The organism is Streptomyces sp. NPDC050422 (genome assembly GCF_044458665.1).
Taxonomy (GTDB): domain Bacteria; phylum Actinomycetota; class Actinomycetes; order Streptomycetales; family Streptomycetaceae; genus Streptomyces.
The window spans coordinates 59,968-74,453 of record NZ_JBITIE010000002.1 but is presented as its reverse complement, the minus strand read 5'-3'; the positions used below and the strand labels follow the sequence as shown (position 1 = coordinate 74,453).

13 protein-coding genes and 1 tRNA gene are annotated in these 14,486 nt (G+C 69.5%); 7 read left to right on the top strand and 7 right to left on the bottom strand.

The genetic code is table 11. The features are described 5' to 3' along the window. Nucleotide 1: 1 nt before the first annotated feature. Nucleotides 2-892, top strand: a complete 891-nt coding sequence (locus ACIBJG_RS03235) for a M23 family metallopeptidase (RefSeq protein ID WP_399303393.1) — start codon at nt 2-4, stop codon at nt 890-892. On the opposite strand, the gene ACIBJG_RS03230 is transcribed toward ACIBJG_RS03235, so the two are convergent. Continuing rightward, nucleotides 880-2,499: an MFS transporter gene (locus tag ACIBJG_RS03230; RefSeq protein ID WP_399303391.1), complete on the bottom strand. Its 1,620-nt coding sequence runs from the start codon at nt 2,497-2,499 to the stop codon at nt 880-882. The two genes, ACIBJG_RS03235 and ACIBJG_RS03230, sit on opposite strands and share 13 nt — an antisense overlap. 115 nt (nt 2,500-2,614) lie before the next feature. On the opposite strand from ACIBJG_RS03230, the gene ACIBJG_RS03225 reads away from it, so the two are divergent. Both ACIBJG_RS03225 and ACIBJG_RS03220 read left to right on the top strand, forming a co-directional pair. After that, complete coding sequence (locus ACIBJG_RS03225) at nt 2,615-3,253, top strand: TetR/AcrR family transcriptional regulator (RefSeq protein WP_399303389.1); 639 nt, start codon at nt 2,615-2,617, stop codon at nt 3,251-3,253. A gap of 235 nt (nt 3,254-3,488) precedes the next feature. Beyond that, a complete protein-coding gene (locus tag ACIBJG_RS03220) occupies nt 3,489-4,289 on the top strand; it encodes a sterol carrier family protein (protein ID WP_399303387.1) in 801 nt (266 codons plus the stop codon). Nucleotides 4,290-4,357: 68 nt separating this feature from the next. On the opposite strand, the gene ACIBJG_RS03215 is transcribed toward ACIBJG_RS03220, so the two are convergent. Together ACIBJG_RS03215 and ACIBJG_RS03210 are read right to left on the bottom strand one after the other, a co-directional pair. Then, complete coding sequence (locus ACIBJG_RS03215; protein WP_399303385.1) at nt 4,358-5,794, bottom strand: sulfatase; 1,437 nt, start codon at nt 5,792-5,794, stop codon at nt 4,358-4,360. Between the two features lie 393 nt (nt 5,795-6,187). Then, a complete protein-coding gene (locus ACIBJG_RS03210) occupies nt 6,188-6,280 on the bottom strand; it encodes a putative leader peptide (RefSeq protein WP_362540389.1) in 93 nt (30 codons plus the stop codon). 428 nt (nt 6,281-6,708) lie between these two features. On the opposite strand from ACIBJG_RS03210, the gene purF reads away from it, so the two are divergent. Then, a complete protein-coding gene (gene purF, locus ACIBJG_RS03205; protein ID WP_399303383.1) occupies nt 6,709-8,235 on the top strand; it encodes an amidophosphoribosyltransferase in 1,527 nt (508 codons plus the stop codon). Nucleotides 8,236-8,295: 60 nt separating this feature from the next. Next, nucleotides 8,296-9,369 (top strand): phosphoribosylformylglycinamidine cyclo-ligase, encoded by a 1,074-nt coding sequence (gene purM / locus ACIBJG_RS03200; protein WP_399303381.1) that lies wholly within the window; start codon nt 8,296-8,298, stop codon nt 9,367-9,369. Between the two features lie 202 nt (nt 9,370-9,571). Here purM and ACIBJG_RS03195 read toward each other — a convergent pair whose 3' ends face one another. Together ACIBJG_RS03195 and ACIBJG_RS03190 are read right to left on the bottom strand one after the other, a co-directional pair. Further along, nucleotides 9,572-9,829: a DUF3073 domain-containing protein gene (locus tag ACIBJG_RS03195; protein WP_399303379.1), complete on the bottom strand. Its 258-nt coding sequence runs from the start codon at nt 9,827-9,829 to the stop codon at nt 9,572-9,574. A 311-nt stretch (nt 9,830-10,140) separates the two neighbouring features. Beyond that, complete coding sequence (locus ACIBJG_RS03190; RefSeq protein WP_399303377.1) at nt 10,141-11,232, bottom strand: Leu/Phe/Val dehydrogenase; 1,092 nt, start codon at nt 11,230-11,232, stop codon at nt 10,141-10,143. Nucleotides 11,233-11,407: 175 nt separating this feature from the next. Here ACIBJG_RS03190 and ACIBJG_RS03185 point away from each other — a divergent pair, with 175 nt between their 5' ends. Further along, a complete protein-coding gene (locus ACIBJG_RS03185; protein WP_399303375.1) occupies nt 11,408-12,253 on the top strand; it encodes a hypothetical protein in 846 nt (281 codons plus the stop codon). A 512-nt stretch (nt 12,254-12,765) separates the two neighbouring features. After that, nucleotides 12,766-12,972: a developmental transcriptional regulator BldC gene (gene bldC / locus ACIBJG_RS03180; RefSeq protein ID WP_003949541.1), complete on the top strand. Its 207-nt coding sequence runs from the start codon at nt 12,766-12,768 to the stop codon at nt 12,970-12,972. 512 nt (nt 12,973-13,484) lie between these two features. On the opposite strand, the gene ACIBJG_RS03175 is transcribed toward bldC, so the two are convergent. Continuing rightward, nucleotides 13,485-14,159: a DUF6274 family protein gene (locus ACIBJG_RS03175; RefSeq protein ID WP_399303373.1), complete on the bottom strand. Its 675-nt coding sequence runs from the start codon at nt 14,157-14,159 to the stop codon at nt 13,485-13,487. Nucleotides 14,160-14,298: 139 nt separating this feature from the next. Further along, nucleotides 14,299-14,373 (bottom strand) — tRNA-Asp (locus ACIBJG_RS03170). Nucleotides 14,374-14,486 lie beyond the last annotated feature (113 nt).

Genomic DNA, 14,486 nt, shown 5'->3' with positions numbered 1-14,486 from the left:
CATGTCTGTCCGTAAAGCCGTCATGGTGCTGTACCGGGTCTGCTGGATCACCTTCTTCGCGATGGTGGTGCTCAGCCTCTTCGCGCACCCGCCGTTTCCGTACTGGTTGACCTGGGTGCCCGCGGCTGCCGCGATCGCGCTCGTCCTGGCGGCGGGCCGGAAGGCCCGCTCGGCGGCCGCAGACCCACGGCCCGTCGTGGAGGTGGAGCCGCCGGTGTCCGGGCGATGGACCGCGTTGAACAGCCCGGCGGACAAAGTGCCCAGCCACGGGATACACGGTTACGGGCAGACGTACGCGATCGACATCGTGGCCGAACCCGAACCCGAACCCGAACCCGAACACGAACACGAGGGCGCCCCGTCCCGTCCGAAGTTCCGCCGTCTGTGGCCCATAGCCCGCCGCAATCACCACTTCCCGGCCTTCGGGGCCCCGTTGCTCGCGGTGGCGGACGGCACGGTGGTGTACGCCGCGGACGGCAGGCGGGACCATCTCAGCCGCAACTCCCTGCCGGCGCTGGTCTACCTGATGCTGATCGAGGCATCGGTGCGGGATGTACTCGGTCCGGGCAGCATCGTGGGGAACCACCTTGTGCTCGACCTGGGTGACGGTACGTATGCCATGTACGCGCACCTGCGGCGAGGCTCACTCCGGGTGCGTGTGGGGGAGGCCGTCCAGGCGGGGCGGCAGTTGGCCGAGTGCGGCAACTCGGGGAACTCCACTGAACCCCATGTGCATTTCCAGCTGATGGACGATCCGGACCTGGACGTGGCGATCGGAGTCCCCTTCACCTGGCGGGGGATAGGCGTGCCAGCCAACGGTGAGACGTTCACGGCAGGGGGCGCGGTGGACGGGCGTCCCGTTCCGGACTCGGACAAGGCTCAGGTCTTCTGAGTCCGGGCGGCCCCGGGCAGTCGGGTGGTGAGAATCAGGGCCAGGACCATCACGGCGGTGGCGCAGGCGAAGACCACGTCGGTGGAGGAGGTGAATGCGGTCACGGCCTGTCGGCGCGCGGCACCGGTGAGCCGCCCGATGCCGCTGGTCGTTCCACCCGGTCCGCGGGCCGCATACACCCTGCTGAGGACGGTTCCGAGAACGGCAGCGCCGAGAGCGGTGCCAAGTGTCTGGAAGAAGCGGACGCCGGTCGTCGCGACGCCTAGTTGACGCGGCGGGGCGGTGTCCTGGATCAGCTGGATGAGCTGCCCGATGAGCTGGCCGAAGCCGATCCCCATCAGCAGCATCGCCGCCCGCACCGTCCACAGGCCGGTGTCCGGTGTCAGGGTGGTCAGCAGGGCGAGGGCGGCCGACGCGAAGACCGTGCCGCTGACGACGAAGGTCTTCTGTGACCAGCCCGTCGCGACGAGGCGCCCCGAGGCGAGGCCGACGACTGCCATGCCGACCGCCATGGGGACCAGGAAGAGGCCGGCCGAGGTCGCGGCGACTCCGCGTACGACCTGCAGATACACCATGACGTAGACGATGGACCCCATCATCGCGGCGCCGACCAGCCCTTGGATGGCGAAGCCGTACCGGATGGACCGGTTGGCGAACAGGGAGAGCGGGAGGATCGGTTCGGCAGCCGTGGCCTGGCGGCGGAGGAAGAGGCCGAAGGTGGCGACCACGGTGGCCAGCAGGCCGATGATGAGCGGAGAGGACCAGGCATGGCCCTGGCCGCCCCACTCGGCGACCAGGAGCAGGGAGGCGGAGAAGGCGGCGGCGAGACCCGCGCCGAGGAAGTCGATCCTGTGGCGGGTGGTGGTGGCCGGGAGCCTCAGTACGGTGACGGCGGCGGCCAGGACCGCGATGCCGACCGGCAGGTTGACGTAGAAGATCCACCGCCACCCGGCATGGTCGGCGAGAGTTCCGCCCAGCCACGGACCGAGCGCCATGCCCGCACCGGCGATGACCCCGCCGAGGTTGCCGCCCTTCTCGCCGCCGACGGTGCGGTCGCTGCTCCCTCCACTTCCGTCGCCTTCCTCGGCGGCCCCCTGCTTCCCGAGCTGGTGCAGGACGACCATGGTGACGCTCATCAGACCTCCGCCACCGATGCCCTGAAGGGCGCGTGCGGCGATCAGTTCACCCATGGACCGTGCCGCACCGCACAGCGCCGATCCGGCCAGGAAGGTGGACAGTGCCCCGATGAAGATGTTCTTCGAGCCGAGTGAGTCGCAGAGTTTTCCGTACAGCGGGAGCGCGGCGGTCGCGGCGAGCTGGTACGCGGCGATCAGCCACGGGATCCGGTCGACGCCATGGGCCGGATCGAGGTCGCGGACGATGGGCACGGTTGCCGAGGACACGATGTTCGAGTCGAGCACCGCCAGCAGGATCGTGATGATGCAGAGCGCGACGCCGACGGTGTGCCTTCGGTGGCGGTTGGGCTGCGGGGAGCGGTGGGGAGTGTCTGGGGGTGCGGTCGTGGCCGCGGTCGGGAGGCCGGCTTCGGTCGTGACCGCGGTCGGAAGGCTGGCTTCGGACGTCGTTCGGGGTGGGGTTTCGGGCATGGCAAGGCTCCCGTTCGGGTGGCGTCGTGCCGCGGTGGTCGCACCACCCTCCCATAAATATAGACCTAGTCAAGATTTAAGCCGAGATCAAATTTCATCCTGGTACAGTGATGCCATGATCGAGGGGATGAGCCTGCGAGAGCGCAAGAAGATCCAGACACGTAGCCGTCTGTTGGCCGAGGCCACGAGGCTCTTCACCGAGCGCGGGTTCGATCAGGTCTCGGTTGCGGAAGTCGCCGAAGCAGCCGACGTGTCGAAGATGACTGTCTTCAACTACTTCGACAGCAAGGAAGACCTGGTTCTCGCTCCCATGGAGGAGCACATCGGCGATGTCGCACAGGTGGTCGGGGACCGGGCCCTTGGCGAGTCCGCAGTGGCCGGCATGCGCCGCCAGTTCCTGGCTGCCATCGAGCGCCGGGATCCCGCGGTGGGGATGAGCGATTCACCGGTGGCGCTCGGACTCCTACGGCTGATCCAGCAGACGCCGGCCCTGCTCACCCGGGCCCACGCCTTCTTCGCCCGCACCGACGAGCTGCTCATCGACGTTCTGGTCGAGGACGGTGAGGACCCGGCTGTCGCGCGCATCGTGGCAGCCCAGCTGATCGGCACGCGCAACACCCTGATCACCGAGAACCACCGGCGGCTGCTGGCCGGCGAATCCGCCGAGGCCATCGCATCGGATGCCGTCGCTCTCGCCGAGCGAGCGTTCGACCTGCTCGAGAAGGGCCTGGGCGACTTCGCGACCCGGGCCTGACCCGTGGGCCCACGGTGATTCCGGTGCCGGCCCCTGATGCTGGGCCGGCACCGTTCCGGTGGGACGCCGTGCCCTGCATGCTGTGCCCTGGTGCTGTGCCTGCCGTGCGTGCCCTGCGTGCAGTGCCCTGGTGCTGTGCCTGCCGTGCGTGCCCTGCGTGCAGTGCCGTGCAGGGGACGGCGCCGTTGCTGGCGCTGTGGGTTCGGGCACTGCCGTACGCCGTAGGCTCCCGTCCATGCCGCCGTCCCAGAAGCGCGCCCGCCGCTACGACCCGGTCAGGACCCGCACCGCGGTCCTGGCGCAGTTCTCCCATGTCCGGGCTGCCGTAAGCACCCTGACACCGCAGCAACTGGACGGCCCGAGCGGGCTCGGTGAGTGGTCGGTGCGTGAGCTCGCCGTCCACCTCACCATGGCGCTCTCGCACGCCAGCAGGAACCTGGAGCTGCCCGAGCCCGTCCTCGCCAAGCCCGAGGTGAGTTTGCTGGAGTGGCCGTTCTCGACAGCCGGACGGGCCGGCCGGATCGCCGACGACACCGTTGCGCTCGCCGCCGGCCACCCCGATGTGGACGCGCTGTACGGAGAGGTGGCCGACCGCTTCGAGGCGCTGGTGCCAGGCGTCCCCGAGGACCGGTTGCTTGCCACACGGGTCGGCGCCATGCGGCTCGGGGACTTCCTGGTCACCCGGACCGTAGAACTCGTCGTGCACACGTACGACCTCAACGAGGCGACGGGGCTGGGCATCCCGTACGACCGCCAGGCGCTCGCAGCCTGCACCCGGTTGCTCGCCGACGCTCTGGCGGAGAAGGCGCCGGGTGGCTCGGTCGAGGTGCGGATCCCGCCGTTCGCGGTCGTCCAGTGCGTCCAGGGGCCCCGGCACACCCGCGGCACACCGCCCAACGTCGTCGAGACCGACGCGCTCACCTGGATCAGGCTGGCCACCGGACGTACGGACTGGGCGCGCGAGCTCGACGCGGCCAAGGTCAGCGCCAGTGGGGAGCGGGCGGACCTTGCCGCGTTGCTGCCCCTGATGGGGTGACGGGCCGCCGGCGGATCACGACGCCGGTGGGCCGTCACCCCCATCAGGGGCAGGGTGGCAGCAGAGGGTCAGGAGGCCTTCGGATACGGCAACAGGCCGGCATCCGTCCGCTCCCAGGCCGCCCGCAGTTCGGCGAGCAGCTCCGGTTCGGCGGCGGCCCGGTCGGCCTGCTCCCGCTGGTCGTGCGCCAGGTTGAAGAGCTGGTCGGCCCCGCCCTTGCCCCGGTAGTACTTCCAGTCGCCGCGCCGCAGCGCACGCTCCCCGCGAACCCGCCAGAAGAGGTCCCGTTCCTTCGGCTGCTCGGCACGCAGCAGGTACCCGGCCAGGCTGATGCCGTCCAGCGGGTGGGCCGGGTCCGGCCGGGCCCCGCCGAGCTCCAGCAGCGTCGCCGTCCAGTCGGGCGAGAACAGTGGCAGGTCGCTCACCTGGCGGGGGGCGATCCTGGCCGGCCAGCGCAGCACGGCCGGGACCCGTATGCCTCCCTCCTGGAGGGAGCTCTTGTTGCCGGAGAGCGGCCACTGGTACGAGAAGCGTTCGCCGCCGTTGTCGCTGGCGAAGAACACCAGGGTGTCCTCCTCCTGACCGGAGCGCTTCAACGCCTTCAGCACCTCGCCGACCGACCGGTCCAGGTCCTCGACCATCTCCTTGTACTTGGCGAGCGAACCCCCGTCGGCGTGGAACAGCCCCCCGAGGCCGCCCTCCTTGATCTTCCGTACGATCTCGGCGCTCTCGGCCGTGTCGCCCTCGGCGATCCAGGGCCAGTGCGGGGTGGTGAAGTTGAGGTTCAGCAGCCATGGCTTGTCGTGGTCGCGCTGTACGTACTCGCTCGCCCGCTCGGTGAGGACGCGGGTGTAGTACCGCAGGTCCTTGTACTCGGCATCACCCTCGTACAGGTCGTACTCGCCGCCGAGACCGAGCTTCGAGTAGTACTCCAGGGCGCCGCCGAAGTTGCCGAAGAACTCGTCCCAGCCGGACTTGGTGGGGCTGTAGTCCGGCAGATAGCCGCAGTGCCACTTGCCGATCAGCGCGGTCGCGTACCCGGCACCGCGCAGAAGCGATGCGAGGGTCGGGTGGGTGGGGTCGAGACCGACCGACCGGTCTGCGATGGGTTCGGCCAGGCCGCCCTTCGTACGCCCGGGGTAGCGGCCGGTGTACAGGCTGAACCGGGTCGGTGAGCAGGTGGCGGACCCGGCGTAGGCGTCGGTGAACCGCACGCCCTGCCGGCCGAGCCGGTCCAGGTTCGGGGTACGGATGTCCGGCGATCCGTAGGAGGAGAGATCGGCCCAGCCGAGGTCGTCCCCGAGGATGAAGAGGATGTTGGGCCGCCGGGAGTGCCGGCCCCGGGCCGCACGGAAGGGCTGCTCGTCTGCCGTTTCGGCCGAGGCGCTGGTGGCGGCGGGCAGTCCCACCGCGGCGGCAGCTGCTGTGGCGCCGACGGCGGTCCCGAAGGCGCGCCGCGTCAGAGGATTGCTGCTGGAACCGTTGTTCGGGTCACGTGTGGTCATGGCTGCTCCAGGGGCAGGACAGGGCTCCGCCGCACAGGGGCGCTTTCGGACCGGCCGGACAGTGACGGACGTCCGAGAAACGCAACGGGCACGAGGGAGGCGAGGAGGCGAGGAGGCGCGGAGGCGGGGGCTCAGCGGCTATGTGCGATGCAGGCGACGTCACGCGTACGTGATGCAGGCGACGTAACGGTTACGTGCGATGCAGGCGGCACAACAGGTGCGCGCGATGCGCGGGGCACCAGGGGTGCAGTGGACGCGAGGGAACCGCAGCGTCACGGAGCGGCCGGGGCGTCGCGTCGAGCGACGGAACCAGGCAGCTTCAGGGAAGGCCGAGGCAGAGAGGGAGGGGGATGGAGAGGGGGAGCAGCGGAACCCTCGCGTGCGCCGAAGGACTCAGGCGCGGCGACAGATGGCGCTCGAGACACGTCCCAGATCGACGTGACGGCGCTCCACGAGCGTGACCGTGTGATCACCGAGGGGCTGCATGGGGCAGGAGCCTGCCAATGAGACATGCGCCTGTCAACGCCGGTCTCGCGCTTCGGACGCTCCCGCGGCGAGACCCGGGCGTCACAAGAAGTGCATACCGGTCCTCGCGCCCCGCACCCGGTGTGAGGCTCACCACGAAACGAGCGTTCGGCCACCCCGCCCGATGGTGTGACGAGCTACCTCACGGAGTGCCACGGGCGGGCCCGGGTGCAGGGAGCCACCGCGGCCGGAACTTGTCGGTAACCCACCGGCGATCCGGGCGACGACTGCCCCGAGGCGGCTGTGGGCGGTCGTTCGCCGCCGGGCGGTGATCACTCCGAGTCACCGTTCGATGCGGTTGGGGAGGTGGGTGCGGGGGTGCTTCTTCCGCGGTCCGGCGGGGCTTCCCCAATTCGGACCAGTGGTCGATCTCCCCTACACTCGGTGGCGTGCCTCGTGGTGATGGACGACTCAACCACGACCTGCTCCCCGGAGAGAAAGGCCCCCAGGACGCTTGCGGCGTCTTCGGTGTCTGGGCTCCGGGCGAAGAGGTCGCCAAGCTCACCTATTTCGGACTGTATGCCCTGCAGCACCGTGGACAGGAGTCCGCGGGTATCGCAGTGAGCAACGGGTCCCAGATCCTGGTCTTCAAGGACATGGGACTGGTCTCGCAGGTCTTCGACGAAACTTCTCTGGGATCGCTCCAGGGCCATATCGCGGTCGGTCATGCCCGCTACTCCACCACCGGCGCCTCGGTGTGGGAGAACGCGCAGCCGACGTTCCGTGCGACCGCGCACGGCTCGATCGCCCTGGGTCACAACGGCAACCTGGTCAACACGGCCCAGCTCGCGGAGATGGTCGCCGACCTTCCGCGCAAGGACGGCCGCGCCACCCAGGTCGCGGCGACCAACGACACCGACCTGGTGACCGCGCTGCTCGCCGGCCAGACCGACGACGACGGCAAGCCGCTCACCATCGAGGAGGCCGCCGCGAAGGTGCTCCCCGAGGTGAAGGGTGCCTTCTCCCTCGTCTTCATGGATGAGCACACCCTCTACGCGGCCCGTGACCCGCAGGGCATCCGTCCGCTGGTCCTCGGCCGGCTGGAGCGCGGCTGGGTGGTGGCCTCCGAGTCCGCCGCCCTCGACATCTGCGGCGCCAGCTTCGTCCGTGAGATCGAGCCGGGCGAGCTCATCGCCATCGACGAGAACGGCCTGCGCACCTCGCGATTCGCGGAAGCGAAGCCCAAGGGCTGTGTCTTCGAGTACGTCTACCTGGCCCGCCCCGACACCGATATCGCCGGGCGCAACGTCTACCTCTCCCGGGTGGAGATGGGCCGCAGGCTGGCTGCCGAAGCCCCGGTGGATGCCGATCTGGTCATAGCGACCCCGGAATCCGGCACCCCTGCGGCCGTCGGGTACGCCGAAGCCAGCGGAATCCCGTTCGGCGTCGGACTCGTCAAGAACGCCTACGTCGGCCGGACCTTCATCCAGCCGTCCCAGACCATCCGGCAGCTCGGCATCCGCCTCAAGCTGAACCCGCTCAAGGAAGTCATCAAGGGCAAGCGACTGGTGGTCGTGGACGACTCGATCGTCCGCGGCAACACCCAGCGCGCACTCGTCCGGATGCTCCGCGAGGCCGGCGCCGCCGAGATCCACATCCGGATCTCCTCCCCGCCGGTGAAGTGGCCCTGCTTCTTCGGCATCGACTTCGCCACCCGCGCCGAGCTGATCGCCAACGGCATGTCCGTCGACGAGATCGCCACCTCGATGGGGGCCGACTCGCTCTCGTACATCTCGATCGACGCGATGATCGAGGCGACGACGATCGACAAGCCGAATCTGTGCCGCGCCTGCTTCGACGGCGAGTACCCGATGGAGCTTCCGGACCCGGAGCTGCTCGGCAAGCAGCTGCTGGAGACCGAGCTGGCGGCAGGCCCTGCGGCGACCGCCGCGGCCGACGCGCTGCGCCGTCCGTGACCCGGACCGTTCGCCGGCCTTTCCACCAGCCCCGTATTTCCACACGAAAGATCCCAGGCAATGTCTGAGACAACAGGTGCTTCCTACGCGGCAGCGGGCGTCGACATCGAGGCCGGCGACCGCGCCGTAGAGCTGATGAAGCAGTGGGTGAAGAAGACGCAGCGCCCCGAGGTCGCAGGACTCGGCGGACTCGGCGGCTTCGCCGGACTCTTCGACGCCTCCGCGCTCAAGCGCTACGAGCGACCGCTGCTCGCCTCCGCCACGGACGGCGTCGGTACGAAGGTCGACCTCGCCCGCCAGATGGGCGTGTACGACACCATCGGCCACGACCTCGTCGGCATGGTCGTGGACGACCTCGTCGTCTGCGGTGCCGAGCCGCTCTTCATGACCGACTACATCTGTGTCGGCAAGGTGCATCCCGAGCGTGTCGCGGCCATCGTGAAGGGCATCGCCGAAGGCTGTGTGCTGGCCGGCTGCGCCCTGGTCGGCGGCGAGACCGCCGAGCACCCCGGCCTGCTGGGCCCGGACGACTTCGATGTCGCCGGCGCCGGTACGGGCGTGGTCGAGGCCGACCGCCTGCTGGGCCCGGACCGCATCCGCAAGGGCGACGCCGTCATCGCGATGGCATCGTCCGGCCTTCACTCCAACGGGTACTCGCTCGTCCGCCACGTCGTCTTCGACCGGGCCGGCTGGGCGCTGGACCGCGAGGTCGAGGAGTTCGGCCGGACGCTCGGCGAGGAGCTCCTGGAGCCGACCCGGATCTACTCCCTGGACTGCCTGGCGCTGACCCGTACGACCGAGGTGCACGGCTTCAGTCACGTCACCGGCGGCGGTCTGGCCAACAACCTCGCCCGGGTCGTCCCCGACAGCCTGCACGCGACGGTGGACCGTTCCACCTGGACGCCCGGCGCGGTCTTCGACCTCGTCGGCAAGGCCGGTCAGGTCGAGCAACTGGAGCTGGAGAAGACGCTCAACATGGGCGTCGGCATGATCGCGATCGTCCCCGCCGAATCGGTGGACGCGGCGCTGACGACGCTGGCCAACCGCGGTGTCGACTCCTGGGTCGCGGGCGAGATCACCGACCGCGGTGCGCACGCGACCGGTGCGGAGCTCGTGGGCGGGTACGCGCGCTGAGTACGGGCGCGCAGGGTGCCCTCAGGTGGCGGACGGGCCGCGAAGGCCCGTCCGGACGCCATGGGCACGACGCCATGGACATGAAGGCCGGCCGAGGGCCAGGTGGCCGACGGTGGCGCAGTACGGAGCCACGCTCCGGACCGGGACAGCACAGAACCCGGTCCGGGACATGCCCGGACCGGGTTGATGTGTCAGCGCGAGGTCAAGCGCCGCGGCGCTGTGACGACGGACCGGACTGGTCGTCCTCGTCCGCGTCCTCGTCGTTGTTGTACTGATCCGCGTACTGTGCGTACGGGTCATCTTCCTCGTCGTCGTCCTCGAACGGCTCGGCGTTCGGTGGTTGACTCGAAGGTGATGCGCCCAGCTCATTGGCCAGACGCGACAGGTCAGTCCCGCCGCTGCTGTACTTCAGCTGACGGGCGACCTTGGTCTGCTTGGCCTTTGCCCGGCCGCGCCCCATGGCTCGACCCCCTCGGTGACGGGGCTCGACGGCCCCAGAGTCTTGACACGCGTTCATGTTTCAGGACGGACTCTCGACAGAGAGGCCGTGCCTGTAGTGCTTTAACGGTACCTGCTTCCGCGGCCATACGGTACGCCGCCCGCATCACGTGCCCCGGAAGAGGACCCGCGAAGAGCTTGTCCTCGCTGGTCAACTGCGATTTTAACCTCTTATTGGCACGCGACCCGCCGACCGGCGTGAGTCTTGTCTCGCCGGTCGGCGGGTCGGCAGGCCATGCGCGGGGGTGACGCCCTGTAGGGCTCCCGGTGCGGTCAGCTACGGCGGGCGTCCGCCATCCGCTGCTCGGCGATCCGGTCGGCGGCCGCGGCCGGCGGGATACCGTCGGCCTTCGCACGCGCAAAGATACCCAGGGTGGTGTCGAAGATCTTCGAGGCCTTCGCCCTGCACCGGTCGAAGTCGAAGCCGTGCAGTTCGTCCGCGACCTGGATGACACCGCCCGCGTTCACCACGTAGTCGGGTGCGTACAGGATCGACCGGTCCGCCAGGTCCTTCTCGACACCCGGGTGCGCGAGCTGGTTGTTGGCCGCGCCGCACACCACCGAGGCGGTGAGCACCGGAACGGTGTCGTCGTCGAGAGCGCCGCCGAGCGCACACGGCGCGTAGATGTCCAGACCCTCGGTACGGACCAGCGCCGCGGTGTCCGCCGCGACGGCGACCTCGGGGTGCTTCTCGGTGATCCGGCGCACGGACTCTTCCCGCACATCCGTGATCACGACCTCGGCGCCGTCCGACAGCAGGTGCTCGACGAGGTGGTGACCCACCTTGCCGACACCCGCGACCCCCACTTTCCGGCCACGCAGCGTCGGGTCGCCCCAGAGGTGCTGGGCCGAGGCCCGCATGCCCTGGAAGACGCCGAACGCGGTGAGTACGGAGGAGTCGCCGGCGCCGCCGTTCTCGGGGGAGCGGCCGGTGGTCCAGCGGCACTCGCGGGCCACGACGTCCATGTCGGCGACGTAGGTGCCGACATCGCAGGCCGTCACGTAGCGCCCGCCGAGCGAGGCCACGAAGCGGCCGTAGGCCAGCAGGAGTTCCTCGGTCTTGATCTGCTCCGGGTCTCCGATGATGACGGCCTTGCCGCCGCCGTGGTCGAGACCGGCCATGGCGTTCTTGTACGACATGCCGCGCGCCAGGTTCAGCGCGTCCGCGACGGCCTCCTGCTCGGAGGCGTACGGGTAGAAGCGGGTGCCGCCCAGGGCCGGGCCCAGAGCGGTGGAGTGGAGGGCGATGACGGCCTTGAGGCCGCTGGCGCGGTCCTGGCAGAGCACGACTTGTTCGTGTCCACCCTGATCCGAGTGGAACAGGGTGTGCAGTACGTCGACAGGCGCGCCGGTCACATCGGTCACTGTGGTGACTCCCAAGTACGAAGCGGCGGGGAGACCCTCCTGAAGGTGGGGAGGGCCCGGAAGGGCCGGCTCGGCCGGTCCGTCCGGGCAAGAGCGTAAGTCCTCGGCGGGCGCAGATCTGGTCCAGTGCCGAGGATCACCCCCTACAGGAGTACGGGCGTGACACGATCGCTGCATGTCGGTGGTGTCTTCAGTGCTCGTCCCTTACGCGTCCTACCTCCGGGTGTACGAGCCACTGGCGGCCTTCCCCGAAGCGGAACGTGCTCACTGGGCCCGCTATGCGGGCCGCGACCGGATCCCCACGGCCCAGGACGAACTGCGCCGTTCCCTGGCCGACTTGGCGGCTACCCCGCCGGTCGGCGTGCCGGCGCACGAGAGCGCCGACGCGTTCGTCGCCGAGGTGGACGGGGTGGTGTGCGTCTGCCCGTGGCGGACCCGGCTGCGCGGGTGGCTGGCGCTGGACGGGCTGACGGAGATGTTTCCGGGCGCGGTGCTCGACGCGGTGCTGCCGCCGGTGGTGCGCGGGCAGGCCGTGGCCGACCACGAGCGGTGGTCGGAGCGCAATCCGGATGCCCGGCCGTGGATCAGGACGGCGGTGTGGCAGGTCCCGGTGCGCTGGTTCGTCCTGTTCTCGGACGAGGAGCGCGAGTACCTGGAGGCGGGGGAGGACGGCGAGCCGCCGCTGCTGCGGTACCGGACGCCGATGGTCCAGGCGCGACGCAGGCTCGCGCGCGGACTGAAGACGCTGCGGGAGTCCATGGACGACGGTCCGCTGACCGAGGGGTTGGTGGACGTCGGGCGGTGGCTGGAGGAGTTCCACCCGCGCGCGCTAGTGGAGCTGGACTACGGCGGGCTGGTGCACGCCCTGTCGCCGGAGCAGCTCGCCGGGGACCGGAGCGCCGCGGACGTGGCCGAGGGCATCGCGGCGCTGGGTGCCGGGGACGCCGAGAGGGCGAGCGAGGCGTACGCGCGTCTGGCGGAGCGCTGGAGGGCCGTGAGGGACCGCCAGTTTGCGAACTGACGATCCATGAACCTGTGACCCGTGTGACACGTGAGGGTGAAGAGGCGGAACCGTATCGCAGTGGTCTCGGGACCTACGTCCCGAACCGGGCCTTTGTCTCAAGCGTGATGGATAGCACTTACGGGGCCCTTGCGTCCTTCCCTACTCCTCGTGCCAAAATAGGACAAGGAGTCCGGGGAGGGCTCGATCCGTCCAAGTGTGGGCGGAATGCTCAGCATTGCACTCTATGGGGGGTCTGATGACTCCTGATCGCTCTGTGACTGATCGTCACGGTGGTGTGACTGTCCGCTATGGCATGGTCCATCGGCTTCCGTCGCTGATGAACACCTGGGAGGGCAATTCCATCGGTTTGGCCGACGTGGCTGGACGGATGGTGTAGTTGTAGTGCCGAGGACAAGCCGTTCGTCCTATAACCGACTCGGCCCGCGTCCGCCATTTCGGGCAACGCGGGTCAAGGTGCAGAATTTAGAGGAAAGAACCGAGATGGTTCGGTTCTCCCGAGGAGGCCGCTCATGACCGCTCGCACCCCTGATGCCGAGCCGCTGCTGACCCCGGCTGAGGTTGCCACGATGTTCCGCGTGGACCCGAAGACGGTTACCCGTTGGGCCAAGGCAGGCAAGCTCACGTCCATCCGCACGCTCGGTGGACATCGCCGGTACCGCGAGGCAGAGGTCCGCGCACTGCTTGCGGGTATTCCGCAGCAGCGCAGCGAGGCCTGACATACCCCTGTCGCCGCGTCACAACTGGGCTTTTGGGTCCCCCAACCCGTATAGCCCACCCATAGCTCCATATGACGGGCGCCCGCCCCAACGGGCGCCATACCTGTGCCATACGGGTTTTGTCATCAGATCGCGCTGGACTCCGCCGGGTCCAGCGCGATCTTTTTTGTGCGCGCGGCCGGCGTGGGCTCTCGCTGTCACCCCCGGGGTGCGTCCGCGTCGCGACACTGGAAACCGGGCGTCCGGTTGGCTCCGGACGGGTCTCGTGGGGTCCTGTTCGCCTCCGCGCGGGGCGGTGCGCCCCGAACTGCCGGCGGTCCGGGCGGGGGCGTCCGGGGGCTTCCGGAGGCACCCCTGCCGAGTGGTGCAATTGCACATATTAAATTCGCCAGTTGTAGGAAGGGCGTAAAGCCACCCCTTCTGAAAACTGATTCGGTGACACCCGTCACACGGCATGAGTCTTGCCAAGTACGAGCTTGCCACTGCCGGGGAGCGGAACGCCAAGCCATTGGTCACGCGGCGGGAGGACTTTCGTCCTGCGCCCATGCGGGTCCGCGCCGCCCTTCCTTGCTCGCTTCGGGGCCTCCGGGGGATGCCGAAGCGCATGTGGGGGTGAGGCGGGCCGTCATCCGGGAGGGTGCGGGCGGCCTTGCGAGGGTCCGAGGGGGGCTGCCGCCCGGCGCCGCGACCGGCGCCGCCACCGTCTCCGTCACAGGCCGCGCGGTCTGTTCCGGCACCCGGGAAGGCGTCACGTGCTCCGTGGCCGACGCCGGCGCTCCGGAAGGCGTCACGTGCTCTGCGGTCTGTTCCGGTGGTGCGGGTGCGGGTGCGGGTGCGGGTGCGGGTGCGGGTGCGGGTGCGGGTGTGGGCGCGGGCGCTGTGGTCGTTCTGGGCGCTTCGGGAGCGGCCGGGGCTGCTGCGAGTGCGTCCGGTGGCCCGGAGGCCGTCAGAGGCTCCATGGCGAGCCGCAGTAACCGTGCGCAGACCGCGCAGTGCCGGGTGAGGTGGCGGTAGCCCGAGGCCGCCGCAAGATGGGCGCGCAACAGGGCGCGGATCTCGTGCCGGGGCGCCCTGCCGCGAACAGGGGCCCGGGCAAGGGGCGGAACCGGCTCGCGGGTCCCGGCCGGAACCGGCTCGCGGGCACCGGACCGGTCCGACAGGAAGCCCCCGCTCGTGGATGCGGCCATCCGCGCCACCTCCCGGTGGATGCGCGCCGCCCCGACCGGGAAAACCAGGGGCGGCCCTTGGTTCTGAGTACTCGTCGGCGGACACCGGAGTCAAGACGCGCGAAAGCCCGGATCCAGAGGATCCGGGCTTTCGTTACTGCGGTCCTGACGGGATTTGAACCCGCGGCCTCCACCTTGACAGGGTGGCGAGCACTCCAAACTGCTCCACAGGACCAGGTTTTCGCGGCTGCCTTGCGGCTGGCTGCGAAGACAGACTCTACAGGAGGTCAGAGGGTGCGGTCGACCTCACTCCTGGTGGTGGAGCCGTTACGCACCCACCGTCAGGAG